Origin of the sequence: Desulfotalea psychrophila LSv54, from assembly GCF_000025945.1 — a bacterium.
Classification (GTDB): Bacteria; Desulfobacterota; Desulfobulbia; order Desulfobulbales; family Desulfocapsaceae; genus Desulfotalea; species Desulfotalea psychrophila.
Genome location: NC_006138.1, coordinates 1402589 through 1426823 on the forward strand (window position 1 = coordinate 1402589; position 24235 = coordinate 1426823).

21 protein-coding genes are annotated in these 24235 nt (G+C 47.8%); 20 read left to right on the forward strand and 1 reads right to left on the reverse strand.

Annotation, left to right across the window (positions count from 1 at the left end):
* Positions 1-162: 162 nt before the first annotated feature.
* From DP_RS06350 to DP_RS06380, 7 genes are all read left to right on the forward strand, one after another.
* A complete protein-coding gene (locus tag DP_RS06350; RefSeq protein ID WP_162096631.1) occupies positions 163-2211 on the forward strand; it encodes a PAS domain-containing sensor histidine kinase in 2049 nt (682 codons plus the stop codon).
* Positions 2212-2282: 71 nt separating this feature from the next.
* Positions 2283-3098 carry a TIGR02285 family protein gene (locus DP_RS06355; protein WP_011188498.1) on the forward strand — a complete coding sequence of 272 codons (816 nt, stop codon included), beginning with the start codon at positions 2283-2285 and terminating at the stop codon, positions 3096-3098.
* Between the two features lie 190 nt (positions 3099-3288).
* Complete coding sequence (locus DP_RS06360; protein ID WP_011188499.1) at positions 3289-3759, forward strand: Lrp/AsnC family transcriptional regulator; 471 nt, start codon at positions 3289-3291, stop codon at positions 3757-3759.
* A gap of 23 nt (positions 3760-3782) precedes the next feature.
* The gene (locus DP_RS06365; RefSeq protein WP_011188500.1) at positions 3783-4379 is read left to right on the forward strand and encodes a flavodoxin family protein; all 597 of its coding nucleotides are present in this window, start codon (positions 3783-3785) and stop codon (positions 4377-4379) included.
* Positions 4380-4493: 114 nt separating this feature from the next.
* Positions 4494-5087, forward strand: coding sequence for a rubredoxin-like domain-containing protein (locus DP_RS18950; RefSeq protein WP_041277708.1), 594 nt, complete (start codon positions 4494-4496; stop codon positions 5085-5087).
* Between the two features lie 53 nt (positions 5088-5140).
* Complete coding sequence (locus DP_RS06375; RefSeq protein ID WP_041278430.1) at positions 5141-5767, forward strand: LysE family translocator; 627 nt, start codon at positions 5141-5143, stop codon at positions 5765-5767.
* 106 nt (positions 5768-5873) lie between these two features.
* Entirely contained in the window at positions 5874-6635 is a 762-nt protein-coding gene (locus DP_RS06380; RefSeq protein ID WP_156792219.1) for an ion transporter, read from the forward strand.
* Between the two features lie 63 nt (positions 6636-6698).
* On the opposite strand, the gene DP_RS06385 is transcribed toward DP_RS06380, so the two are convergent.
* Positions 6699-7370, reverse strand: a complete 672-nt coding sequence (locus DP_RS06385; RefSeq protein WP_041278432.1) for a CBS domain-containing protein — start codon at positions 7368-7370, stop codon at positions 6699-6701.
* Positions 7371-7840: 470 nt separating this feature from the next.
* On the opposite strand from DP_RS06385, the gene iorA reads away from it, so the two are divergent.
* The 13 genes from iorA to DP_RS06450 all read left to right on the forward strand — a co-directional run bounded on the left by iorA (position 7841) and on the right by DP_RS06450 (position 24143).
* Entirely contained in the window at positions 7841-9628 is a 1788-nt protein-coding gene (iorA, locus tag DP_RS06390; RefSeq protein ID WP_041278434.1) for an indolepyruvate ferredoxin oxidoreductase subunit alpha, read from the forward strand.
* A gap of 2 nt (positions 9629-9630) precedes the next feature.
* Positions 9631-10212 (forward strand): indolepyruvate oxidoreductase subunit beta, encoded by a 582-nt coding sequence (locus tag DP_RS06395; protein ID WP_011188506.1) that lies wholly within the window; start codon positions 9631-9633, stop codon positions 10210-10212.
* A gap of 88 nt (positions 10213-10300) precedes the next feature.
* On the forward strand, positions 10301-11635 hold the full coding sequence (locus tag DP_RS06400) for a phenylacetate--CoA ligase family protein (protein ID WP_011188507.1): 1335 nt from the start codon (positions 10301-10303) through the stop codon (positions 11633-11635).
* A 15-nt stretch (positions 11636-11650) separates the two neighbouring features.
* A complete protein-coding gene (locus DP_RS06405) occupies positions 11651-12082 on the forward strand; it encodes an ACT domain-containing protein (protein WP_041277710.1) in 432 nt (143 codons plus the stop codon).
* 190 nt (positions 12083-12272) lie between these two features.
* Positions 12273-13163 carry a branched-chain amino acid ABC transporter permease gene (locus DP_RS06410; RefSeq protein ID WP_011188509.1) on the forward strand — a complete coding sequence of 297 codons (891 nt, stop codon included), beginning with the start codon at positions 12273-12275 and terminating at the stop codon, positions 13161-13163.
* A 54-nt stretch (positions 13164-13217) separates the two neighbouring features.
* Positions 13218-14285 carry a branched-chain amino acid ABC transporter permease gene (locus tag DP_RS06415; RefSeq protein ID WP_011188510.1) on the forward strand — a complete coding sequence of 356 codons (1068 nt, stop codon included), beginning with the start codon at positions 13218-13220 and terminating at the stop codon, positions 14283-14285.
* A complete protein-coding gene (locus DP_RS06420; protein WP_011188511.1) occupies positions 14282-15040 on the forward strand; it encodes an ABC transporter ATP-binding protein in 759 nt (252 codons plus the stop codon). The genes DP_RS06415 and DP_RS06420 overlap by 4 nt, the downstream gene beginning before the upstream one ends.
* 1 nt (position 15041) lies before the next feature.
* Positions 15042-15770 carry an ABC transporter ATP-binding protein gene (locus tag DP_RS06425; RefSeq protein ID WP_011188512.1) on the forward strand — a complete coding sequence of 243 codons (729 nt, stop codon included), beginning with the start codon at positions 15042-15044 and terminating at the stop codon, positions 15768-15770.
* Between the two features lie 52 nt (positions 15771-15822).
* The gene (locus tag DP_RS06430; RefSeq protein WP_011188513.1) at positions 15823-17121 is read left to right on the forward strand and encodes a phenylacetate--CoA ligase family protein; all 1299 of its coding nucleotides are present in this window, start codon (positions 15823-15825) and stop codon (positions 17119-17121) included.
* A gap of 57 nt (positions 17122-17178) precedes the next feature.
* Entirely contained in the window at positions 17179-17883 is a 705-nt protein-coding gene (gene rph, locus DP_RS06435) for a ribonuclease PH (protein ID WP_041277711.1), read from the forward strand.
* Positions 17884-18155: 272 nt separating this feature from the next.
* The gene (locus DP_RS06440) at positions 18156-19583 is read left to right on the forward strand and encodes an alanine/glycine:cation symporter family protein (RefSeq protein WP_011188515.1); all 1428 of its coding nucleotides are present in this window, start codon (positions 18156-18158) and stop codon (positions 19581-19583) included.
* A gap of 358 nt (positions 19584-19941) precedes the next feature.
* Positions 19942-21360: an alanine/glycine:cation symporter family protein gene (locus DP_RS06445; protein WP_011188516.1), complete on the forward strand. Its 1419-nt coding sequence runs from the start codon at positions 19942-19944 to the stop codon at positions 21358-21360.
* 770 nt (positions 21361-22130) lie between these two features.
* Complete coding sequence (locus DP_RS06450) at positions 22131-24143, forward strand: methyl-accepting chemotaxis protein (protein ID WP_011188517.1); 2013 nt, start codon at positions 22131-22133, stop codon at positions 24141-24143.
* Positions 24144-24235: the final 92 nt, after the last annotated feature.

Genomic DNA, 24235 nt, shown 5'->3' on the forward strand with positions numbered 1-24235 from the left:
GAGTTCCTAACTTATTGTATATTACCTGTACAGGGGAGGAGTAACTAACAAAAAAAAGAGTTTATTGGTGAAAGATTATTTGCCCCGTGTATTATAAAGACAGAGAAATATACTATGTTCTTCTTTGCTAATATTTATTTCAGTTTTATTGAAGAGGGAAAAATGACTGCGATTGTGAGTGTGAGAGCCCGTTTTTTTACGGGTAGTATAGGTGCCGTTGCTGTTTTTCTCATCGCCTTCTTGTCTTTTTATTATGATAGCGTTCAGAAAAATGTGGCCGAAATAAATGCTCATGCCTCCGTTATTGCCAATGAGGTTTGGGCCGTTGATCGTGGTGGTGTAGGTGGCTATCTTGCTTTGATCAGTCGTCTTGACTCCTATCGATCTATTTCCGTTGTGGGACCCGATGGTATCGTGTTCGCGTCGGCAACGGGTCAGCCACTGAGTCACTGGGCAGAGATACTTTTTGCCTCTCATCTCCTTCTTGTTAAAGAGATGAGGACAGAAATTCTTCATCAGGGAGTACCTATTGGCACTCTGGTGGCCGAAAAATATATTCGTATTTTAGGACCAGGTTTTCTTATTTTTCTTTTTTCCCTTATCCTGGCAACCATCTTTGTCTTTGCACATGATTTGGTTGTGACCAGACGTTTTCTGCAAAAGCGGCTGTTCTTTAAGATGGAGAAGCTCGATGAGAGCGAACGCCGTTTTGAGGAGTTGGTTAATTCTTTGCCGGAAATGGTTTTGGAAACGGATTTGGCAGGCCATATTATCTACTGTAATTATATTGCCGAGAGCAGGTTCGGTCTTGCTGGTCGTGATAAAGCCTTGTACTTTGGCCTCTTTATAGAGGAGCAAAGAGAGCAGCTTGAGGAGCGTTTTCGGTTAGCTCTTCGTGGTCAGGATATTGGCCTGCGTAAGTTGCAGGCCAAGGATTGTGATGGCAGAGTCTTTCCCCTGTTGGTGCGTTGTTCTCCTTGTTATCGAGAAGGTGTTGCCGTGGGCATGCGGGTCTTAGGTATAGACATAAGTGAAAGAGTAGCCCTGCGAAGGCGGATCGAGCATGGACGTCGTATGGAAGAGTTGGGTCTGATGACGGGAGGTGCTGCCCATGAGCTTAAGAATATACTCTCGGGAGTGGTGGGCTATTCTGATCTACTCTTAATTGAACTGGCAAGCGATGCAAAAGAGCGTAGTGTGGTGGCTGCGATCAAAACAGCAGGCTTGCAGGCAGCAAATCTTGTCTCTGATCTTCTCACCGTGGTTCGGGGCGGAGGTGGTTTGTTTCGACAAAACAGGGATATAAATATTATCTTGGGGGAGTATTTCTCTTCTGCTGAATGTCTGCGACTACGCGATGGAAATTCTCACGTCCATTATAGTTTGCAACTTGCCCGTGAGCCACTCTGGATATCTTGCTCAGAGGAGCATATTCTTAAAATTGTGATGAATTTACTGGTGAATGCCACCGAAGCAATTGAAGGTACTGGTGCTGTGCAGATAAAGACCTCTATCGAGGAGTGTACCCAACCATTTTTCTGTCAAAATATGTCTATGGCGGAGGGGACCTATGTTTGTCTGCAGGTGCAGGATGATGGTATTTTGGATGAGTCTCGCAGGCATATTTTTGAGCCCTTCTATAGCAAGAGGGTGCAGGGAAAAAATGGTACGGGGCTAGGTATGGCCCTTGTCTGGAGTGTTGTTGCTGATCATGATGCGGGTATTCGTATCAGCCGGGCCGATTTAGGTGGCAAAATAGAGGTCTTTTTCCCATTAGTAGTGGCAGGGACAGGGGATACTTCTCTGATTATGGGCACCGATGCTGAACCATCTTGTGGAAATGGTGAGGTGATTTTGGTGGTGGATGATGAGATAGGGCAGTGTGAGTTGGCGATGAAGATGCTTTCATTTCTTAACTACTCTGTGCACTGTGCGACTTCCTCTGAGCAGGCTTTGTCCTGTCTTGACAGGCATAGGGTGGACCTGTTGTTGCTCGATATGGGCCCGGGAATAGATGGCAGGGAAATCTGCGCCAGGGTCTTTGCCAATAGTCCTGAGCAGAAAACTATTATTACCACTGGCCATGGGGGCATAGACGATATGGAGGATCTTCAGGGATTGGAAATCAGTGGGGTAGTGGGAAAACCCTACAGTGTTGGTAATATGGCCTCGGTTGTCTCTGCGGCCCTGGCCTCTTGTCGCAATGAGTGAAAATGGTACCTAGAGGGTGATATTGGATAAAAAAATAAGAGGTTTTTTTTTCAGCCTGTGTATTTGCCTGCTTGTTAATCATTCCAGAGATTCAGGCCAGACAGTCGCTTACCTGGCTGGCAGCGGATGCTCCGCCCATGTGTATTTGCAGGGGCGCCTATCGTGGTCAGGGCTATCTGGACCTTATTCAGGGACAGATAACAGAAAAGTTATCCTCCTACGATGTTGATAAAAATAGCGCGAATATATCCAGACACTATGAGCTTTGGAAGGATGGGGCGGAGGTCTGCTCAATAGGGTATAAGACGGCAGACCGACAGAAGATAGCCTATTACTCTCAGCCCATCCTTCGTACCTTACCTGCTGTTTTGGTGGTTAGCAGGGATAAGGCAGCGCTTTTCTCGGGTCTGCAGGTGATTAGTTTAAAGAAGCTTTTGCAGAGGGGAGATATTGTCCTTGGTCGCAGTCATGGTCGCTCCTACGGTGGTCCTCTTGATAAAATTTTTAATCAGTATGGTACCAAAAAGAATATTTTTAATTATGAGGGTGATGGCATTAGTCGCAATTTCTTTGAAATGCTGGCCTTAAATCGCATTGATGCGATTGTCTGTCAGCCCAGTGAGCTTATCTATTTGACCAAGAGGCTTGGCTTAAGCGGTCAATTTTTAACCTTTGATATTGAGGAAAATCGTGGGACTGTAGAGGCGAATTCTGTCTATGTGATATGTAGTAAAACGGATTGGGGGAAGAGGGTGATCTCCCGAGTTGACAAGCTGGTGGCTGATCCGCAAATAAAGCTACATTTTCATTATGCCTATGAGTATTGGCTCAATAGCAAATATCTTGAGCTTTACTCTGGCAATGCGGCGAAAACCTATGCCCATTGAAAAAAAGCAACTTTTTGGGACATCATCTTAAGTGCGGATAGTAGTGGCGAACTGTCTAATTGCGTGACAGAGTAATATTTTGCTCTAGAGTTTTTATTTTTTCCCTAGACGGTAAACAATTTGTTGAATCTTTTAAAATTCAGTATATAGAGGTCTTGATTGTTTATAGTTAAATTAAAAGGGGTAAAATATGCATCTTGATAAGACAGATAGAAAAATACTGAATATTCTTCAGGGAAACGGTCGTATCCGAAATTCTAAGTTGGCTGCAGAAATTGGTATCTCCCCTCCCGCCATGCTTGAACGGGTAAAGAGACTAGAGTTGTCCGGTATTATTACTGGTTTTACTGCTCAGGTAGATCGGGATAAGGTGGGATACGGGCTTCTTGCAATTATTATTGTCTCTGTCAATCTTCACCAGGTTTCCTCACTTACAGCGGTTAAAGAGAAACTGAAGGCTCTTGATTATGTTTTAGAGTGTTATCAGCTGACGGGTGATGTCGATTTTATGCTGAAGGTTGCTGTAAAGGATATGCAGACCTATACCACATTTGTTAACACCCAACTATCTGATATCCCTGGTATTCAAAATGTGAAGACATCTTTTGTCCTTGAGACGCTTAAATCAAATAATGCAATTACACTTGCAATAGATGAGTAAAAGAAAAATTTGTAGGAGAAGGTATGAAAATTGTAGGTGTTGCGGGTAGTCCTCGTCATGATAAATCTTCGAAATTTTTGCTTGAGCGTTGTTTGCAGAGCGTACGTTCTGTGGCTGCCGATCAGCAAGAGCAGATAGAAACAGAACTTATTGATCTTGCCGGGATGGAATTTTCTGGCTGTATTTCCTGTAATTTATGTAAAAAGGGATTGCAGTGTAGTTTGCAGGATGATTTTCAACCACTCTTAGAAAAACTTGCCGCTCCTGATATTGCCGGGATTATTTTGGCAACGCCTGTTTATATGGGCTCTATGACGGCACAGATGAAGGCCTTTATTGATCGTACCGTTGCCCATCGTCGTAATGGCTTTCTCTTTCGAGATAAGGTGGGTGCAGCCATTGCCGTTGGCGGTTCTCGTAATGGTGGCCAAGAGCTCACCATTCAGGCTGTGCATGCGGCGATGATGATTCATGATATGGTCATTGTCGGTGATGGCGGACATTTTGGCGGAATTGCCTGGGGAAATCATCCGGGTGGTTACGCTGAGGATAATGTTGGTATTGCCACCGCAGAAAAATTAGGGGAGAGGGTTGCCCATCTTGCCCTTCGTTTGTCCTAGGAGGGATGGGGGCGCTGTTTTTCTTTGCTTATCTGTAGGCCTTACATGATTTTTTATAGTATCCTTTTATTAATGCCTTTGTTTAACCTTTACTTTTAATAAAAGAGGATGATTATGAAACGTTGGAAATGTAGCGTTTGCGGTTATGTGCATACTGGGGATGTCCCTCCCGAAAAATGTCCTCTGTGTGGTGTTGCAAAAGAAAAATTTGTAGAGATCGCGGCAGAGAAATTATCCCGACAAGAGAAAGTTAGCGGCAGGGTGGGGCAAAATTTTTGGATTAGACAGATCCTGAAGCACCATCTTCATCCTATGTTGGTTCATTTTCCCAATGGTCTTTTGCCCGTCTCTTTGCTTTTTCTTGCCCTAGTCTATCTGTTTGGCGGCACCCAACTTCAATATGCAGCTTTTTTTAACCTGATTGCTGTGCTTATAGTTCTCCCTGCCGTGATGTTTACAGGTTATGTGGAGTGGCAATCAAGGTATCGGGGGGCCCGGACCCTTCTCTTTAAGATAAAGATAGCTGCATCCATAACAGTGCTTACCAGTTTGGTTATTCTTGTCCTCTGGCGTTTTGTTAATCCTGAGGTGATGGCTGTGGGCTCTTCGCAACGACATCTCTACTTTGCCCTTGCGGCGTTTATGGTTGCTGCGGTGGCACTTGCCGGTCATCTTGGTGGCACCCTGGTGCATAGGGGGCGAGATTAGTTTTCTCTCCCCTGTTTTTATATTTTAACCGTTTTAGCTTGGACGTTTTTATGATGATTCCCCTTGATGTGGCCCTTACCTTTTTGTTTGCCTCCGTTGTCCTTGCTCTCGTTCCTGGCCCGGATAATATTTTTGTCTTAACCCAGTCAGCCCTGCATGGGAGGAGATCGGGGATAGCGGTTGTCTTTGGCCTCTGTACGGGGGTGATATTCCATAGCTGTGCTGTGGCCCTCGGGGTTGCTGTTATTTTTCAAACTTCTGCCCTGGCCTTTACTGTCCTCAAATTTTTAGGCGCAGCCTATCTGGCCTATCTGGCCTGGCTCTCCTTTCGTACTAAAGGCTCTCCTCTTGTGGCCGGGGAAGGACTGGAACAGGACAGGTGGAAGCTTTACCGTCGTGGTATTCTTATGAGTATTACCAACCCTAAGGTCTCTATTTTTTTTCTGGCCTTTTTGCCACAGTTTGCTGATCCTGCCCGTGGCCCGGTTTCCCTTGCAGTATTGCTGTTGGGTGCTCTCTTTATGTGTTCCACCGTTGTGATCTTTGGTCTTATCGCCTTGCTGGCAGGTAGTCTTGGTGAGTATTTGCATCGTTCTAAGAATGTGCAGGTTTGGCTCCATAAAATTGCCGGTACCGTTTATCTGGGACTTGCGGTAAAGTTAGCCCTGCTGGAGAGGTAGGTACCAGGGCTTTACTCTGGAAAACGGCTGAAGATAATGGAGAGTAGGATGAGGTACTGTTCATTGTGAGAATTTGGGAAGGCAATCCCCCTTGAGCTTGGTCAGTATGGAAAAATTTGTAGAAATTCGTATACAGCTTCGTGATATTTTAGAGAACTCCACGACTCGGATGAGTAAGATTATTTATTGGGTCATACACTGCCTGATTATTACTGCCCTTGTCAGCTTCACCGTTCATACCCTGCCCGAGCTGTCGCCTACGGCAAAGCAGATTTTATACCTTGTCGATCTGGCCTGTCTCTGTCTTTTTTCTGTAGAGTATCTCCTGCGCCTCTTTGCGGCTGAAAATCGATTTCGATTTGTCTGCTCATTTTTTGGCATCGTTGATCTCCTGGCTATTCTTCCCTACTTCCTCACCCTTGGTCTGTTTGACATGCGGGTATTGCGTCTCCTTCGACTCTTGCAACTGTTTAAGGTAGCCCGCTATAATAAAGTTTTTAAGAGGTACTATCGTGCCTGTCTGCTCTTGAGGGTGGATCTTGCCTTTTTTCTTGCCGTTGCCCTGATAACTGTTTATTTGGCGGCCGTGGGGATTTATCATTTTGAAAACCTTGCCCAGCCGGATAAGTTCGGCTCCATTTTTCAGAGCCTTTGGTGGTCGGTAGTGACCCTCACCACCGTGGGTTATGGGGACGTCTTTCCCATAACAACTGGTGGTAAGGTTTTTACCTTCGTCCTCCTGATCATTGGCCTGGGGCTTGTTTCTGTACCTGCAGGTTTGGTGGCTTCAGCACTTGGCGAGGCCCGAGAAATAGAGAAGGTAGAAGAGAAGGGCAAACCGGAGTATGGAGAGACCCACGAGCAATAGCTGTGGGGGGTAGGGAGAGACGATAGGGGGACAAGGTCATAGGCTGATCTTGTCCCCCTTTTTTTATTCCGGGATAAAGGGCCTGATATCCTCGACGTATTCATTGACGATCTTGAATTTTCTCTCTTCTAAGGCCCTCGTGGCTCGAGCAACGTCACAGGTGGCTATTCGAAAGATAAGCTGCTGTATTCCTGGATACTTGTGTGCCGGGCAACTGAATATTGATTGAAGGTTAATTTGTTCTTCTTTCAGGGCTTGGACAATTTCAGCAAAGGCACCGATGTTGTCCTTAACATAGACCGAAAGTCTTGCTGATTGTTCGTCCATGCCAATGGCAGTGAGGAGCACCCCCATTACATCGGTAGAGGTGATAATTCCTGCCAGTCTGTTGTTGTCAAGGACAGGCAGGGCGCTGATATTATTTTGTTGCATGATGTATGCAGCCCTTTCCACCGTGGTTGAGACGGTGATGGTCAGTACAGTTTTGACCATGATGGATTTTACCTGTACCTGTTCCAATAGGGAGGTGAGCTCATAGACGCTGAGGGTGGTTGCCGGGGAGGCCCAGTTTTGCTTGAGGTCTTTGTCGGAGAGGATTCCCTCTAAAACACCCCTGTTATTGACCACCAAGAGATGATCAAAGGATTTGCTGTCCATAATTTTGCGTGCTGTGACAAGATTTGTTGTGGGGGAGATGGTGACAAGGTCCGTATGCATGATGTGGCCAATATACATAAAATTCTCCTGTAGGGTGTGGGGTGGCAGCAGAGAGGCAGTGGTCTTCATCTTCTATAAAATAAAGAATATACGTCTTTTTTTCTCTTGTCAAAAGAAAGAGGATTCTCTTTGCTATGGTTAGGCCTCATGATTCTGTCCTTGCTTTTAGACGACGAATAAAATTACTCTGGGCTCGCCCGCTGCTTGGTTAAGTTTTGTCTTGGCTTGTTTTTGCTGTATAAACTTAACAAAAGGCTTGCTAGTGAGGGGCTCTTTGAGGTAGTTTGAGAACGTTCGTTGATTATAATGACTATTAAGCTTGTAAAGCTGTCTTTTGCACATGTTTTGCAGCTACTTGTGATTGAAATTATAGAAATTGTTTTATATTTAATGTGGGCTGTGGTGGTAAGGAGCAGGTCACCTCAGACAATATGTGCTTATCAGGAGATATTGTGACTAGCAGAGAGAAAAAAACAGAGAGTGAATCCATGCTTTGGATGTCAGGTAATGAGGCTATCGCCCTTGGAGCCTACGAGGCAGGCGTGAAGGTGGCCTCAGGTTATCCCGGGACACCTTCAACGGAAATTATGGAGAATTTGTCCACCTATGACTCGGTTTATACCGAGTGGGCGCCCAATGAAAAGGTAGGTCTTGAGGTTGCCATTGGTGCCTGCTTTGCCGGAGCTCGGAGTCTGGCGACCATGAAGCATGTCGGGGTGAATGTGGCAGCAGATCCACTGCTTACCGTTGCTTACACGGGTGTTCGTGGTGGCTTGGTGGTGGTCAGTGCCGATGATCCTGAGATGCATTCCTCGCAGAATGAGCAGGATAATAGAAACTTTGCCCTTCATGCTAAGATACCCTGTATAGAACCCTCCGAACCTGCCGAGGCAAAGGCCATGATGAGGCTTGCCTACGAGTTGAGTGAAGATCTTGATACTCCCATTATGTTTCGCATTACTACCAGGGTCGCCCATGTGAAGGGTGTGGTCGAGAGGGGAACTCGGCTAGAGGGGCCTGTTGCCTGTGGCCTTGAAAAGGTGCCGAGCAAGATGGTTATGCTTCCCGGTCTGGCCAAAAAACGTCGTGTCTTTGTTGAAGAGAGGATGGACCGTTGTAAGACCATTGCCGAGACGGCTGATTTTAACCGGATAGAAGAGGGTAGTACTAAACGTGGATTTATTACTGCGGGTGTTGCCTATCTCTATGTTAAGGAGGCCTTTCCACAGGACTCTGTGCTTAAATTGGGGATGACCTGGCCTCTTCCGGAGAAGAAGATCCGTGAGTTTGCCGCTTCGGTTGATGAACTTTATGTGGTGGAAGAGCTTGACCCATTTTTGGAAACGCAGATCAAGGCCATGGGGATCAGCTGTCACGGTAAGGATCTTATTCCTAATCAGGGTGAGCTCAATACGGCCATTGTCCGTAAGGCGATCACCGGTTTAACGGATCTTGAGCTTTTTGAAGCTGTCGATCTGCCCATGCGCCCGCCTAATATGTGTGCCGGCTGTCCGCACCGTGGCATTTTCTTTAACCTGTCGCGGATGAATGTCTTTGTCTCGGGCGATATTGGTTGTTACACCCTGGGATTTTTACCACCGCTCTCGGCGATGGATGCCTGTGTTTGTATGGGCGCATCGGTACCCATGGCTCACGGTATGGCCAAGGCCCTTGGTGAGGGGAGCCATGATAAGGTTGTTTCGGTGATCGGTGATTCCACCTTTATCCATTCAGGCATAACTGGCCTTATTAACACGGTATATAATAACTCTGCCTCAACCCTTATTATTCTTGATAACCGCATTACGGCAATGACGGGTCAGCAGCAGAATCCTGCCACCGGTTATAATATCAAGGGTGAGGCGGCCAACGCTCTGGATCTTGAGGCGCTCTGTCGAGCCGTCGGGGTAAAGCATGTTTATACCGTTGACCCCCATGATATTATTAAAACACGTGAGGTGATGAAGGAGGCAGTTGCTCTTGATGAACCTTCGGTGGTTATTTCCCGGGCACCCTGTGTCCTCATACCGGAAATGAAGAGCCGTAAGACTGTTTCCTATTTTACAAATCTGGATAACTGTGTTGGTTGCATGGCCTGTGTTCGACTTGGCTGTCCGGCAATTAGTTGGGAACCATTTGCCGAAGGTGAGGCGGAAGAGCGTGGTTACCCTGCAAAGCAAAAAGGAATCGCTAGGATTGCAGAGGTGCAGTGTAATGACTGTGGGCAGTGTGCCTCACTCTGTAAGTTTGATGCTATTACCAGAGGAGAGGAATAACAATGGAAACAACAGGTAATATTCTCTTTTCAGGGGTTGGTGGACAGGGAATTCTTTTGGCCTCAGAGATTACAGCCATGTCCCTCCTTGCTGCGGGATATGATGCGAAAAAAAGTGAAGTTCACGGTATGGCTCAGCGTGGAGGTTCGGTGGTCGCTGAATTGCGCTATGGAAAGAAGGTCTACTCTCCCCTGATTGAACCGGGCTGTGTTGATATTCAGGTAGCCTTTGAAACCCTGGAGGCGGTGCGATATCTGCCCTATCTGCATAAGGGCTCTCAGGTTGTGGTAAATACCCAGAGAATACTTCCTCCCTCCGTGGCAACGGGGCTTGCCACCTATCCGGAAGGGATTTTGGATGAGCTACGTAATCGTGGCATAAATGTGCTAGAGGTCGATGCCTTCGAGCTTGCCCAGGGGGTGGGCGAGATACGCACTGCAAATGTGGTACTGGTGGGGGCAATGTCAAAATTCTTGCCCGTTGATGAGGCTGTTTTTGCAGAGGTTATTGCCCGGCGTGTTCCGCCTAAGTTCAGGGATGTTAATATGCAGGCCTTTCAGGCTGGTCGAAGGAGCTGTGAATAGGTAGGTGCTTTAGACTTGAGGAACCTTGAAAAGAAGCCATATAGGGCTGAGGTTTGCAGAGAAGTATTTTCAAGGTCCTCAGGGATAGATGGATATTGTTCAAGGAGATATGATGTCAGTAAAATATTGGGATGAAGAGATAGAAACACTTCCTCGTGAAGGTCTGGAGTCAATCCAGCTGAGCCGACTGAAGAAGTTGGTGGCGCGGATGTATAAGACAGTTGTCCCCTACCGGGAGAAGATGGAGGCGGCTGGGGTAACTCCTTCTGATATAAAGAGTCTTGCCGATCTTGCCAAACTGCCCTTTACCGTAAAGGACGATCTGCGCGACAACTATCCCTTTGGTCTTTTTGCCGTTCCCATGGATGAGGTAGTACGCGTTCATGCCTCATCGGGTACCACCGGAAAACCAACGGTTGTGGGCTATACTCAAGATGATATCGTTCTCTGGTCCAATGTCATGGCCCGGGCCCTCACCTGTGCTGGTGCCTCAAAAAAGGATATGATCCACAATTCCTACGGTTATGGACTCTTTACCGGTGGTTTGGGTGCTCATTATGGAATCGAGCGACTTGGGGCAACGGTAATTCCTGTTTCCGGTGGTAATACCAAACGCCAGATCACCGTTATGAAGGATTTTGGGGCAACCGTGCTTCTGGCAACACCTTCCTATGCCCTTAATCTTGCAGAGACCATGGACGCCATGGGGGTTGATCCTGCAACCATGCCTCTGCGTATAGGTGTCTTCGGGGCTGAGCCTTGGAGCGAGAATATGCGTGAAGAGGTTGAGGCTAAGCTCAATATAAAGGCAGTGGATATTTATGGACTCTCGGAGGTCATGGGACCTGGAGTTGCCATGGAGTGTTTACAGAGTGAGCGTGGCATGCATATCTCCGAGGATCATTTTTTACCCGAAATCATCGATCCGGTAACTGGCGAAGTGCTTCCTCCTGGCTCCGAGGGTGAGTTGGTTTTTACCACCCTTACTAAGGAAGCCTTTCCGATTATTCGTTATCGGACCAGGGATATTTCCCGTCTCTACTATGAGAAATGTGCCTGCGGCAGAACCCTGGTGCGTATGGAGAAGGTGTTGGGCAGAACCGATGATATGCTCATCATTCGTGGGGTCAATGTCTTCCCTTCTCAAGTAGAACATGTACTTATGAGTGTTGATGGTGTTGAACCTCACTATCAAATCGTGGTTGACCGCATTGGAAATCTTGATACCATGTCAGTACAGGTAGAGGTCAGCGAGGATATTTTCTCCGATGAAATAAGAAAGCTTGAAAAGCTGACTCAGTTCATTCAAAGAGAAATTAAAGACCTCCTCGGTGTATCCTGTAAGGTGCAGCTCGTGGAGTCCAAGACCATTCAGCGATCTGAAGGCAAGGCAAAGCGAGTCATTGATAATCGTAAAATTTGATATGGGGAGATGTCCATGGAGGTAGAACAACTGGCAGTTTTTTTGGAAAATAAGTCGGGAAGGCTTGCTGAAATAACTTCAATTATTGCTATAGAGGGAGTGAATATCAGGGCCCTCTCTGTTGCAGATACCGCAGATTTTGGCATCCTGCGTCTTATCGTAGATGATGTGGAGAAGACCCAGAAGGCTCTGAAGGCAAATGGCTTTACCGTGGGCAAGACCAATGTTCTTGCCGTTGAGGTTGAGGATAAGACGGGTGGACTGGCAAATGTCCTCAAGGTTATCCATGAGGTTGATTTAAACGTTGAATATATGTACGCCTTTGTCAATAAAACAGGGGAAAATGCTGTCCTGATCTTTCGTTTTGAAGATATGGAAAAGGCCCTTGTTGCCCTGCAGGAGAGAAATTTTACCCTGCTGACAGGAGAGCAGATTTGCGCCCTGTAGGAGTCTGTTGTGGCATATTGAAAAGGCATGAATTTTTTCAATAAAGATCGGATGAGTACCTATACTGAGGTCTGAGGAACAGCTCTTCTCTAAATCTCTGTATTAGCCAGGCAAGGCCGGGATCCTCAGTTCTAAGGGTTCCCGGCTCCCTCCTCTTTTAAGAGATCATAATAAATTAATCAATGCCACTATGAGTAGCCAGTTATTTGTCCAGTATTTACTTGCCGGTATTACCTATGGTTCCATGTATGCCATTGTCGCCATAGGCTTTAATATTATTTATAATACCACAGGGATTATAAATTTTGCTCAGGGGGAGTTTGTCATGCTGGGGGGGATGCTCTCCATCTCTCTCTTGCAGTTTATGCCCCTGCCTTTGGCCATTGGCCTGGCAGTGGTGCTGACCATGGCTGTCGGCGGTCTGGTGGAGATACTGTTTATCCGTTGGTTAAAAAATCCCGGTGTACTGCGCATGATTGTGATCACCGTTGGCCTCTCTATTCTCCTGCGGGAAATCGCCCTCCATATTTGGGGTGAGGGTGTTTATTCACTGCCCTATTTTTATGGTAATGAGATCAGCACGGTGGTTATTTTGGGGGCACGGGTATCACCACAGATTTTATGGGTCATAGGTGTCTGTCTCCTTCTTGTTGTCCTGCTTCATCTTTTTTTCAAGACTTCCCCCATGGGGCGGGAGATGCGTGCCTGTGCGGTCAATAAAAAGGCTGCCCTACTCTGCGGGATCAATGCCCGTAATATGGTCACCTTCTCCTTTATGCTCAGTGCCGGTATTGGTGCCCTGGCCGGTGCGGTTATGTCACCTATTACCTATACTCAGTATGATTCGGGCGCCGCCCTTGCCATTAAGGGTTTTACCGTGGCTATTCTTGGTGGTCTGGGCAATCTCTTTGGTGCCGTGGCGGCGGGAATATTGCTCGGGGTGTTGGAGGCATTTTCGGTCTCTGTTCTACCCCTGGCCTTTCAGGATGCCATCGCCATTAGCCTGCTCCTTGTTATTCTCTGTGTGCGTCCCCATGGTCTCTTTGGCTCAGCAACGGCCGCCGGTTTAAAGGATTTTTAGTGATGAGAAAATTGGAATACGGAGGCAGCGGCCCTCCCTGCAGGGAGGGAACCAGTGAAAAATAATATCTCCTTGTTTTTGTTTGTGATAGTCATTGTTGGCCTTCATCTTCTTACCGCCAGTACGGGTTCTCTCTACCTACTGACCCAGTTGACCATGTCCGCATATTATTCCCTGCTGGCCATAGGCCTCTGCCTGCTTATGGGCCATGCTGGACAGATATCCATGGGCCATGCCGGTTTCTTTGCCATTGGTGGCTATCTGTCGGCCAGTCTCACCACTCATAATATGGTCTCCTCTGCTGAAACAGGCTGGGTGCAAGGCCTCTCATCTCTCGGCCTTTTACATGCAGGCGAGGATATGTTCGGTGATGCCCTCCTCGTCTTGGCGCCATGGCCTGCCTGCCTAATGGCTATTGCCGTTGCCGCTCTGGTGGCCCTCCTGCTTGGCATTCCCATCTTGAAGCTCAAGGGCCATTATCTTGCCATGGCGACCCTGGGCTTTGGCATTATTGTCTACCGCCTGGTCCTGGCCACGGAATTTTTTGGTGAGGCAGATGGCATTTCCGATGTACCTGCCTTTGCTATCCTGCCTGGCTTGAGCATTGTTGGAGATTTGGATGTGCGGGTGGAAAATTATTATATTGCCGCCGTAATCCTCTTCTTCGGCTTTGTCCTTTTAAGAAATCTGACCAGGTCTCGGGTAGGTAGGGCCTTACGGGCAATACACAGCGCCGAAGATGCGGCCGATTCCATGGGGATAAATGTTGCCCACTATAAGTTGATTACCTTTGTTCTATCCGCCGTTTTTGCCGCCTTTGCCGGTGTTTGTCTGACTCACTATAACGGTGGCATCGGGCCTTCGGAGGCGGGGATGATGAAATCCGTTCGTTATGTGGCCATTGTTGCCGTGGGAGGAATGGCAAATCTCTGGGGAGTGCTGACCATGAGCATGGTGCTGAACTACCTCTCCCTTCGTGGCATCTTTGGCAGTTATGATGATGCCGTTTTTGGCACCGTCCTGGTCTTGGTGATGCTCTTTGCTCCCGATGGAATTTTTAGCATTAAGCTTCGTGCCGGTCTTGCCCAACTCCGGGCGAAATATGGAGAGGATCTCTCATGAACCCTCTTTTGCAAATAGATGGACTCTCTAAGGCCTTCGGTGGTCTTCAGGCGCTAAAAAATGTCTCCTTTGCAGTGAAGAGAGGGCAGATTAAGGCCGTTATTGGTCCCAATGGAGCAGGGAAGAGTACCCTCTTTAATCTCATCTCAGGAACCCTGAAACCGAGTTCTGGTTCTGTGACCTTTATGGGGAGATCTCTGTTGGGGAAAAAGCCCTACCAGATCGCAGAGCTTGGGATGGCCAGAACCTTCCAGAATATTAAGATGTTCTCCGCTATGACTGCCCTGGAAAATGTGATGGTGGGGCGTCATATCAAGAGCAGATCCGGTTTTATCTCCTCTCTGCTGATGTCGCCTTGGGCGACAAGGGAGGAGGGGCGGATTCGGGATAAATCTCTTGCCCTGCTCGGGAGCCTTGGCCTGGGTGAATATGCTCAGGTTCCTGCGGAAAATCTGGCCTTTGGTCAGCAGCGGGGGGTGGAGCTGGCCCGGGCCCTGGCTCTGGAGCCGGAAATCCTTCTCCTCGATGAACCTGCCGCCGGTCTGAATATTTATGAGACAGCAGAGCTTGCCAGGATGATCTCTGCCATCCGCGATATGGGTGTGACTGTCCTTTTGGTGGAGCACGATATGTCCCTGGTGATGGACATTTCCGATGAAATACTGGTGCTCTCTTTTGGCCAGAAGATTGCTGAAGACATTCCCCGGGCCATTCAGCAAAATGCTGAAGTTATCAAAATTTATCTTGGAGGCTAGGATGTTACGTATCAGAAACCTTGAGGCGGGCTACCGTAATCTCCGGGTACTTAGAAGTGTCTCCATGCATGTCAACATGGGCGAAATTGTTGCCATTGTTGGGGCCAATGGGGCGGGAAAGACCACCCTTCTTTCAACCATATCTGGTCTCGTCACTGCCACCGGCGGTGAGATTGATTTTCTGGGGCGGCCCATCGGCGATATGGCTGCCGATAAGATTCCCTTTCTGGGTTGTCTCATGGTGCCCGAGGGCCGACAGGTCTTTGCCAGTATGAGCGTGGAAGAGAATCTGATACTTGGTGGTCATCTGATTCAGAAAGAGGGGCGGAAGGTGGTACAGGCGATGATGGAGAAGCAGTATGATCTCTTTCCCATCTTGGCAGAACGGCGTAGTCAGTACGCGGGAACCCTCTCCGGCGGAGAGCAACAGATGCTGGCCATGGCTCGGGCCCTGATGGGGAGGCCCACTCTCCTGATGTTGGATGAACCCTCAACGGGGCTAGCGCCTCTTATTGTCCGGGAAATTTTTAATATTATTGTTCGGCTGCGTGATGAGGGTAATACCGTACTCCTGGTGGAACAAAACGCCAAGGCCGCCTTGGAGGTTGCCGATCGGGGTTATGTCCTTGAAACTGGCAAGGTGATTCTGCAGGGGGCGAGCGAGGATTTACTGCAAAACAGCGATGTACAACGAGCCTATTTGGGACGTGAGAGAGTAGAGGCGAGATGAGGCTTTTGGCCTGATTTTTATAGGTTTTTAAAACAAAAATTAGAGCAACGATATGTTTTGGGAAAAAGATAAAGAATGTATGGGCCGAGAGGAGCTGGAACAGCTCCAATTAGAGAGATTACAGTCAGTCCTTTACCGTGTGGGAACCCACGTGCCCTTTTATCGGCAGAAGTTTAACGAGCTCAAGGTGAACTATGACTCTTTTACCAGCCTTGATGACCTGCGCAGCCTGCCATTTACCATGAAGCAGGATCTGCGGGATAATTATCCCTATGGTCTCTTTGCTGTGCCTCTGCGTGAAGTTGTACGTTTACACTCCTCCTCCGGGACAACGGGAAATGCAACCGTTGTTGGCTATACCAAAAATGATATTAATACCTGGTCAAACCTGGTTGCCCGCATTCTCTGCTGTGCTGGTCTGACTGAGGATGATGTAATCCAGATAGCCTTTGGTTATGGACTCTTTACCGGTGGTTTTGGTCTGCACTATGGAGCAGAACGTCTCGGTGCTTCGGTGATTCCTATTTCTGCGGGCAACACCAAACGTCAGATTCAGATCATGCAGGATTTTAAAACCACCGCCCTGGTCTGTACCCCCTCCTATGCCCTGAAAATGGCCGATGAGATGATGGATATGGGCATTAATCCTGCTGGGCTCTCCCTCAAGTTTGGTCTCTTTGGGGCTGAACCCTGGTCCGAGGCCATGCGTCGTGAGATCAGTGATCGTCTTGGTCTCAAGGCAACGGACAACTACGGACTCTCCGAAGTTATGGGTCCGGGGGTGGCCGGTGAATGTACGGAGTGTAATGGTCTGCATGTAAATGAGGATCATTTTCTGGTTGAGATACTTGATCCCCAGACTCTGGAGCCCATGCCTCCTGGAGAAATTGGTGAGATGGTCATTACTACCCTGACCAAGGAGGCCTTTCCCCTTATTCGTTATCGTACCCGCGACTTGACCCGCTTCCTGCCGGGAGACTGCCCCTGTGGGCGTACCTCTCGTCGTATTGAGCGTATTCTTGGTCGTAGTGACGACATGCTCATTATCAAGGGGGTAAACGTCTTTCCTACCCAGGTGGAATCGGTTTTGTTTGATATTGATGGCACTGAACCTCATTATCGTATAATTGTAGAGCGGGAAAATAATGTTGATAGGGCAACTGTGCTTGTGGAGGTAAATGAGACGACCTTTTTCCATGAGATGAAAAAGCAGAGAGCCCTTATTAACGAGATAAAACGCCGTTTGACCAGTGAAATTGGAGTGGGCTTTGAGGTGAAGTTTGTTGAGGAGAGAACCTTAGAACGTTTCGAAGGCAAGGCCCAACGGGTTATTGATAAACGTAAGTTATGATGATTTACATAGAATGAGGTTACGGGGAGAATTTTTCTCCCCGCAGAAGATATGGTAATGAGACAAAATAATAGAACAGCAGAGAGCCTTCGCCCTATTTCCATAGAGCGTGGAGTGCAGCTCCACGCAGATGCCTCTGTCCTGATCAGGATGGGTAATACCCATGTTATCTGTGGCGTCAGTGTGGAGGAGAGTGTGCCTCCCTTTATGCGGGGCAGTGGTAAGGGATGGATTACGGCAGAATACGGTATGTTGCCCTGTGCAACGGACAGTCGCTACCGTCGTGAGACCAATGGCCGTTCTGGTCGGACCATGGAGATTCAGCGACTCATTGGTCGCAGTCTGCGCATGATGGTGGACCTTGAGACCATCGGCGAGAGAACCCTGCGTGTTGACTGTGACGTGCTTAATGCCGATGGTGGCACTCGTACCGCCTCCATCACCGGAGGAGCCCTGGCCCTGCGTGATGCCTTTACCAAGCTGCATACAACGGGCCTCTTGGAGAAGATGCCCGAGATAATGCCCGTTGTGGCTATTTCCGTGGGCATGAAGGATGGCCAGGCCCTGCTTGATCTGGACTATGTCGAAGATTCCAGTGCCGATGCCGATGCCAACTTTGTCATGGCAGGTGATGGTCGCTGGATCGAGGTTCAGTCCACCGCCGAAGGTCGTCCCTTCTCCCATGATCAGTTTCTGGCCATGGCAGACCTTGCCCAAAAGGGTTCTGCAGAGCTTCTTCAGCTCTGGCGGGATCAGGAGTAGTGAGTTTTTGATTTATCGGTGGAATTCATCTTAGATGGATTCCACTGGCCTTTTTCCCCACCTCCCCCTCCTCTGTTCCTTAAGCGTCCTTTTTCCCGTTTCCATACTTTCTGAAAAAGAGGGAAAAAAATACGTATAAGTTACTTTTTCCCTAGATATTTTTCTGATTTCGTAATGATCGTCCCTCTTTGACTGCTTTATCTCTTGAAAGAGAAGCGTCTTGTAACTAAGGTGGGCGGAAATTTAACAGTAAATATCAATGGGGAGGTCTCATGCTTGGTTCTTTAAGAGGTGCAGTGGATGCAGCAATTGGTGTCGCAAATGGTTTGTTATGGGGTAAGTTGCTGATCTATGTCCTCGTCCTGACTGGTTTATATTTCACTCTCCGCCTTGGCTGTATTCAGTTACGTCTCTTTTTTCATGGGGTTCAACTTGTTCGTGCTGGTCGTGAAAAGGTAAATGGTATCTCCTCTTTTCAGGTCTTCTGTACCTCCATGGCTGCCCGGGTAGGTACGGGCAATATGGCAGGTGTTGCCGTTGCTATTACCGTCGGGGGGGCAGGTTCTATTTTCTGGATGTGGCTCATTGCCCTGTTGGGTATGGCAACAGCCTTTGTCGAATCCACCCTTGCCCAGCTGTACAAGATAAGAGGTGTGGACGGTACCTATCGTGGTGGCCCTGCCTACTATATGGAACAGGGGCTTGGCATGCGTTGGATGGGCATTCTCTTCTCTATCCTCCTTATCATTGCCTTTGGTTTTGCCTTTAATTCAGTGCAGGCAAATACCATCACCGACGCCCTCAATAATGCCTTTGGCTTTAATAAGACCATTGTTGGTATTATTATTGTGGCCTTTACCGGATATATCATCATGGGTGGCCTGAGGAAGGTTGCCCGGGTCTCTGAGATTATTGTCCCCTTTATGGCCGTGCTCTACCTGCTTATTGCCCTGACCGTGGTTGTCCTTAATATAGAAAAAATACCAACAGTACTGGTCCTTATCTTCGATAGCGCCTTTGGCATAAGAGAGGCCACCGGTGGTATGATGGGCGCCCTGATGGCCGGTGTTGCCCGGGGACTCTTCTCCAATGAGGCGGGTATGGGAAGTGCTGCCAATGTTGCCGCCTCTGCCACCCCAAATCCCCATCATCCGGCCTCTCAAGGATTTGTCCAGATGATAGGTGTCTTTGTCGATACCCTTGTTATCTGTACTGCCTCAGCGGCAATTATCATGCTCTCCGGTGTACTTGATGCCCCGGCCGGTGAGAGGGGGATCGGTCTCTTGCAACTGGCCTTGACCAATGAGATAGGCCCTTGGGCGACATACTTTCTCGCCTTTGCCATTATCATGTTTTGCTTTAGCTCCATCATTGCCAACTATAGCTATGCAGAAACCAATATTATGTTTCTCACCAAGAGCAGGCGGGTCATGGTGACCTTTCGCTTTGCCGTGTTAGCCATTGTTATGACCGGTTCCGTGGCTTCTCTGCAGACCGTGTGGAACTTTGCCGATGTCTCCATGGGTCTGATGGCCCTGGTTAATATCGCCGCCATTCTTATGCTCTCCGGCGTGGCCTTTGCCGTGATTAAGGATTATGAGGGGCAGATGAAGGCGGGCAAAAAACCAGATTTTGATGCCAATAAGTTCCCTAAAATTCATGCCCAGCTCTCCTGCAATACCTGGAAGAGGGAGGAGTAGCAGCATGTTCTGAGCTCTGCTCGCAGAGCTCTACTGTAAACCAGCTCTTTGTGGACAGCCCCCCCCACCACCACACCACCACAGTTAAGATTAGCCGGTACCCTCATTGACTGGGCAGCGAACCTGTGATAGACCTTTGTTATAGGGTTCTTTTTTGATCAGCCGGTTTCATCTGTTTCTTCTCCCCGTGGTCTATGGACCTACGATCCTCTCTTTGCTTCTCGCTCAGATCCTGTACAGCCTTTAGTAGCACCGATCTCCCCCCTCCAGAGTGCGTTGCCACCTCTATTTCGCAGTGAGGTGGCTGGCAACTAATGGTGGCTAAAAAATCAACAGTAAGTTTGAATGATGAGGTCCTATGTTTGATTCTTTCCAAGCTGTAGTTGCTACTGTACATAATTTTCTATGGGGTCACTTGCTGACCTATGTTCTGATTCTAGCCGGTCTCTATTTCACCTTCCGTCTTGGCTTTATCCAGTTACGTCTCTTTTTCCATGGCCTAAAGGTTCTACGTCTTGGTCGTGAAAGGGTAGAGGGTATTTCTTCTTTTCAGGTTTTCTGTACATCTATGGCTGCCCGGATAGGTACGGGCAATATAGCGGGTATTGCCCTTGCCATTACCGTTGGTGGTCCGGGTGCCATCTTTTGGATGTGGATCATGGCCATTTTTGGGATGGCAACATCCTTTGTCGAATCCACCCTGGCCCAGTTGTACAAGGTAAGAGGGGTGGAGGATGACGTTTATCGTGGTGGTCCCGCCTACTATATGGAACAGGGGCTCGGCAGGCGTTGGATGGGCATTCTTTTCTCTATTCTTCTCATCATCACCTATGGTCTTGCCTTTAACTCTGTCCAGGCAAATACCATCACCGATGCCCTTGATCATGCCTTCGGTTTTGACAGGACTATTGTGGGTATTACTGTTGTGGTCATTACCGGATATATCATCATGGGTGGCCTGAAGAAGGTTGCTCGGGCAGCTGAGGTCATTGTCCCCTTCATGGCCGGACTCTATCTGCTTCTGGCCCTGGTGGTGGTGGTTCTTAACATAGAAAAAATACCCGCAGTATTGGCCCTTATCTTTGACAGTGCCTTTGGCCTGCAAGCGGCCAGCGGTGGTATGTTGGGTGCGCTAACAGTGGGTGTTTCCCGGGGACTCTTCTCCAATGAGGCGGGTATGGGAAGTGCTGCCAATGTCGCTGGATCTGCCACCCCAAATCCTCCTCATCCGGCCTCCCAGGGTTTTGTCCAGATGATTGGTGTCTTTGCCGATACCTTCATCATCTGTACAGCTTCGGCGGCAATTGTTCTGCTCTCCGGGGTAATTGATACAAAAACCAGTGAGACGGGAATAGGCCTGGTGCAACTGGCCCTGACCAATGAAATGGGCCATTGGTCAATCTATTTTCTCACCTTTACCATTATCCTCTTCTGCTATAGTTCTATCATTGCCAATTACGGTTATGCAGAGTCCAATGTTCTCTTTCTCACCAGGAGTAGGGGCGCCGTTCAGGCCCTTCGCCTCTCTGTTCTGGCCATTGTCATGATCGGTTCCATCTCCCCTTTCCAGGCAGTGTGGAGTCTTACCGATATTTCCATGGGCCTGATGGCCCTGGTGAACATCATTGCTATTTTTATGCTCTCGGGTGTGGCCGTGACGGTGATTAGGGATTATGAAAGGCAGATGAAGGCGGGTAAGCTACCGGAATTTGATGCCGGTAAGTTCCCTGAAATTCATGCCCAGCTCTCCTGTAATACCTGGAAGGGGGAGGAGTAGCAGCATGTTTTGAGCTCTGCCCGCAGAGCTCTACTGTAAACCAGCTCTTTGCTGAAAGAAAGAGGGGCCCCATCGTCTGATGGTTGGCCCTTTTTTTATACCCATGGATGGGTTGTATACTGCGATGGCAGAGATGCCAAGGAGCAGTGATGCTAGGACGTTCCCCTCGCCAGCCCAATTCTCATCTCATTCTCTAATTGGATGATTTTGAGCTGAAATCTGAAGTATAGGTGCGTTGATGAGACGAAAAGCTGGAATTAACTAGATGCGAAATCTTATTTCCTGATAAACACCGTATGGTGTGAGGTCTCCTCAAACAGGGCGCGATTTGAAGTTTAAAAGCCACAAGAGCTGACCTAAATCCTCAACAGGAACTGTCAAAAAGTCTGTTCCCATAGGCCAACTTCCTCCCCTTGCTAGTATAAGATGAAGTTATTGTTCCAATAACTTTTTTTTATGGTATCTTTCTTGTCATAACAAATTTTCAGGGCGCGAGTATGCTTTTAAAGGCATTTAATTCGGTAACTTTTTGTGTTTTAAAGGGTTTTTTCAGGATACCAGTTTTATGCAATTACTCATGGGGTATCTTGCCCTTGTGCGGGAAAATCGTTCGCCAATTAATCAACAGGTTTGCTTGATGTTGTTATGTAGGAAAACTGTAATCAGTTTCTATTGTCAGAAAAGCGCAAGAGGCTGATTCTGAAAATAAGAAGGTCTGCAGTAGATTGGAACGAAGTCAGGGATAATAATAGAGTTAAAGGGGACCAAGGATGAGAGCAAAAATTAATACAAGATCATTATATTTCAAACTTGTCGCAGGTGGAATTTTAGCAGTACTCTTGCCTCTGCTCATTGTCGGTTTTTGGGTAGTACATAAGACAAATGAGACTCTTTTTGAGATAAGTAGAGAAGTTCTACAGAACGAGGCAAAACAATTAAGTGGTTATGTTGAAATATCACTGGATCTTCAACGGGAAGTGGCCGCTGCCTTCACCACGGATCTATTGACGCTTGAAGTAATTGAGAAGGTTAATAGGGTTGGTGTTGCAAGCGCAGGAGATGATATTGCCGTGCTACGCAGGGCGATGAAAGATAAGTATGCTCTTCTTGATAATAGTCGTTATTTGGGTGTTTTTGTAACCGATAAAAAGGGTCTTCTTATCACCGGTGAGCTGGCCAGTGGGAAAGAGTACAGGGGCAGCAATATTGCCAGTCGTGGCTACTTTCAAAGGGTAAAGAGCAGTGGCGAGGTTGTGGTTGGAGAGATAGCAAGATCAAAGAGTACCGGCAAGATTATCTATGTGGTCTGTGCTCCCATTGTCTCTGGTGATCATCGCTTTCAAGGTGTTATCGGTCTTGCCGTCAGTGCAAAATTCTTGCTGGATAAATTTGCAGAGGTCGCACCGGGTGCCACCGGATACTCCTCCATGGTGAATAGGAGAGGTGTGGTCAATATCCATCCAAATAAAAAACTTATCTTGCAGCATGATTTAAGCCGTGATGATGGTTTGGAAGAGTTAAGTAAAGCCATGCTGGCCGGTGAAACGGATGTGATCAGTTACAGTTATAAGGGGGATGCTAAGGTGGCAGGTTTTGCTCCTGTTCCCAGTCAGAAATGGAGTGTTATTGTAACCCAGGAACAGGATGACTTTTTAGGGGCAGCCCATGAAATCAGAGATTCAGTGAGCTTTATTACCCTGATTTCTCTTATAGCTGTAGCCGTTGTGGTGTTTTTTGCTTCACAAACTCTGGTACGACCAATGCAGAGGGTGGTGGAGGGCCTAAAGGATATTGCCCAGGGCGAGGGCGATTTAACCATGCGTCTTCAGGTGACTTCAAAGGATGAGGTAGGAGATATTGCCCTGTGGTTTAATGTTTTTATCGAGAAGTTACAGCAAATTATAATTAGGCTTTCGGAAAATAGTACTCCGGTGGCTGTCAGTGCTGGTCAACTTTCGGTTATTGCCCGTGAGCTTTTGGTTAATGCAGAGGATACATCCACCCGCTCTGATAATGTCGCTGCGGCGGCAGAGGAGATGAGTGCAAATCTCAATACTGTTTCTGCTGCCATGGAGCAGTCTTCAGCTAATATAGGTATGGTGGCATCTGCATCCGAGGAGATGACTGCAACTATTGGTGAAATCGCAGAAAGTGCGGGGAAGGCTCATGCTGTTTCAAGTTTGGCTGTTGAACAATCACAAAGTGCATCTGAAAAAATGGATGAGTTGAGTAGTGCAGCAGAAAAAATTGGTAAGGTCACGGAGACTATAACTGAGATATCAGAGCAGACAAATCTCTTGGCATTGAATGCCACCATTGAGGCCGCAAGGGCTGGTGAGTCTGGCAAGGGTTTTGCTGTGGTAGCCAATGAAATTAAAGAGTTGGCTAAGCAAACAGCCGAGGCAACATCTGATATTAAAAATGTTATTGGCAATGTGCAGCATACTGCTAAAATGGCAGAGGGTGAAATTGAGCAAATTACCAGGGTAATAGAGGATGTAAATGAAATCGTAGCCACGATAGCAGCGACCGTTGAGGAACAGTCGGTGACCACCCGAGAGATAAGCGCAAATATTGTTCAGGCAAGTGCCGGTATTCAGGAGGTGAATACAAACGTAAGTGAGAGCTCCGTTGTTTCAGGTGAAATGACAAAGGATATTAGCGGTGTTTCCCAGGTGTCCCGGACCATAGCTACCAAGGGGCGAGATGTTCAGCAAAGTGCCGATGACCTACTGGGATTGTCGGCTGAACTGGCTAAGATTGTTAAGCTGTTTAAAGTTTAGTGGGTTCCACTGTCCCTGTAGCAAATCTACTGAACATTTTCATAGGAAAGGCGAATAAACCACTTGGGTTTATTCGCCTTTTTTTTTGCAAG

Coding starts and splice junctions, on each gene's coding strand:
- DP_RS06400 (WP_011188507.1), top strand. CDS start 10,301: ATGGATATTGTTCAAGGAGATATGATGTCAGTAAAATATTGGGATGAA.
- DP_RS06375 (WP_041278430.1), top strand. CDS start 5,141: ATGATTCCCCTTGATGTGGCCCTTACCTTTTTGTTTGCCTCCGTTGTC.
- DP_RS06380 (WP_156792219.1), top strand. CDS start 5,874: ATGGAAAAATTTGTAGAAATTCGTATACAGCTTCGTGATATTTTAGAG.
- DP_RS06430 (WP_011188513.1), top strand. CDS start 15,823: ATGTTTTGGGAAAAAGATAAAGAATGTATGGGCCGAGAGGAGCTGGAA.
- DP_RS18950 (WP_041277708.1), top strand. CDS start 4,494: ATGAAACGTTGGAAATGTAGCGTTTGCGGTTATGTGCATACTGGGGAT.
- DP_RS06420 (WP_011188511.1), top strand. CDS start 14,282: ATGAACCCTCTTTTGCAAATAGATGGACTCTCTAAGGCCTTCGGTGGT.
- DP_RS06360 (WP_011188499.1), top strand. CDS start 3,289: ATGCATCTTGATAAGACAGATAGAAAAATACTGAATATTCTTCAGGGA.
- rph (WP_041277711.1), top strand. CDS start 17,179: ATGAGACAAAATAATAGAACAGCAGAGAGCCTTCGCCCTATTTCCATA.
- DP_RS06395 (WP_011188506.1), top strand. CDS start 9,631: ATGGAAACAACAGGTAATATTCTCTTTTCAGGGGTTGGTGGACAGGGA.
- DP_RS06425 (WP_011188512.1), top strand. CDS start 15,042: ATGTTACGTATCAGAAACCTTGAGGCGGGCTACCGTAATCTCCGGGTA.
- DP_RS06440 (WP_011188515.1), top strand. CDS start 18,156: ATGCTTGGTTCTTTAAGAGGTGCAGTGGATGCAGCAATTGGTGTCGCA.
- DP_RS06365 (WP_011188500.1), top strand. CDS start 3,783: ATGAAAATTGTAGGTGTTGCGGGTAGTCCTCGTCATGATAAATCTTCG.
- DP_RS06385 (WP_041278432.1), bottom strand. CDS start 7,370: ATGTATATTGGCCACATCATGCATACGGACCTTGTCACCATCTCCCCC.
- DP_RS06405 (WP_041277710.1), top strand. CDS start 11,651: ATGGAGGTAGAACAACTGGCAGTTTTTTTGGAAAATAAGTCGGGAAGG.
- DP_RS06410 (WP_011188509.1), top strand. CDS start 12,273: ATGAGTAGCCAGTTATTTGTCCAGTATTTACTTGCCGGTATTACCTAT.
- DP_RS06450 (WP_011188517.1), top strand. CDS start 22,131: ATGAGAGCAAAAATTAATACAAGATCATTATATTTCAAACTTGTCGCA.
- iorA (WP_041278434.1), top strand. CDS start 7,841: ATGCTTTGGATGTCAGGTAATGAGGCTATCGCCCTTGGAGCCTACGAG.
- DP_RS06350 (WP_162096631.1), top strand. CDS start 163: ATGACTGCGATTGTGAGTGTGAGAGCCCGTTTTTTTACGGGTAGTATA.
- DP_RS06445 (WP_011188516.1), top strand. CDS start 19,942: ATGTTTGATTCTTTCCAAGCTGTAGTTGCTACTGTACATAATTTTCTA.